The sequence below is a fragment of the Cysteiniphilum halobium genome, assembly GCF_003574425.1.
Taxonomy (GTDB): Bacteria; Pseudomonadota; Gammaproteobacteria; order Francisellales; family Francisellaceae; genus Caedibacter; species Caedibacter halobius.
This window is the reverse complement of record NZ_QLIU01000082.1, coordinates 1-1,344: the sequence shown is the minus strand read 5'-3', so window position 1 is coordinate 1,344 and position 1,344 is coordinate 1. Positions and strand designations below refer to the sequence as shown.

At 37.9% G+C, this 1,344-nt stretch carries 1 protein-coding gene; it reads right to left on the bottom strand.

Going from position 1 to position 1,344, the window contains the following annotated elements; genetic code table 11:
* A partial coding sequence (locus DNK85_RS10800; RefSeq protein ID WP_162896694.1) for an autotransporter outer membrane beta-barrel domain-containing protein occupies nt 1-1,344 on the bottom strand: 1,344 nt, incomplete at both ends.

Genomic DNA, 1,344 nt, shown 5'->3' with positions numbered 1-1,344 from the left:
CAGAAATCCCAACAGCAACATCTTCAATAGTTACAGGCAACATCGCGCCGTTATTTTCAAGGGTTTGACTATCCCCATAGACGGTAAGTTGATATGTACCATCGACAACCGCATTATTGGCCAGTATTTCTAGATCACAAGTAGCACCACTTTGTAAGGTAATGGTGTTTGCCAGATTACCACAAGAGCTATCTTGTATTACGATTCCTACAGAATTCAATGCTGTTTCATCAACATAAAAATTAGTAATATCTAAATCCCCTACATTGGTAATAGTTAAGAATTCAGGCTCTGGCGCACTGCTTTTTGCTAGCGTAATGGTAGAGGGGGAAAATGTCGCATAGCCTAAACTTGAGGTAATGCTAAACCCTTGCGTTACCACTTCAGCTAAATTATTTGCTAAATTTAACTGTAAAGAATAATTGCCTACTTGGGCAACATCAGACACTGCAATACCCAAGGTACAGCTTTCGTTTTGTGCAACGGCATTGCCATTTAAACAATAACTACCAACACCAGCATCTACTACGCTTATTCCAGTTGTATTGTTGCCAATAATTTGATAACTACTTCCTACTGTACTAGGCTGCCAGCTAAGTGGTGAGATATTCGTTAACTCAACCTGTGTTATGGTTGTATCTACATTGGGTTGAGGGATACTATTAATGCTTGAAATAGTTACATCAGTACCCACAGCGTTCACCGAAAGCGCATAGGCTACTGATGAACTATCTGCGGTATTTGCTGTAACTGAAATAACAGCATTAAAACTACCTACTGCATTAGCCACACTTGCGGCAAACGTGCAAGATTGACCTGCGCTTAAGCTACTACTACAAGTGTTATTGGCTATGGTGAGATTATTTGGAAAAGATATACTCAGATTACTCAAGGCGGTCTCGCCAATATTTTTTATGCTAACCGTCTTACTTGCATCACCAATATTAAGAGGAAGGTTTGTAAGTTCATTCATATTACTATTTAAAAACTGTAGTTGTCCTAGACTTCCGGCAATGGAGAAATTATTCCGTTGTAAAGTTTGAAGATTATTATCAGGAGAAACTAAAAACGCATAGTTACCAGTATCGGTATTATGATTAATTTGAAAGACAACATTACAACTATTATTAGGAGAAATGGTTGTAGTGTTTAAACAACTACTACCATTCAAGGCACCAAGTATATTGACATTAGAGGCATTTACACTTTGTCCTTGTAATGCAACAATATAATTGTCGATCATGGTTGAAGGTAGCCAGTTTAACTTACCAATATTCTTTAATGTCACAACCACGTTTTGACTGTTACTAATCGGTCGATTGATGGCATTATTGGTGCCTATTG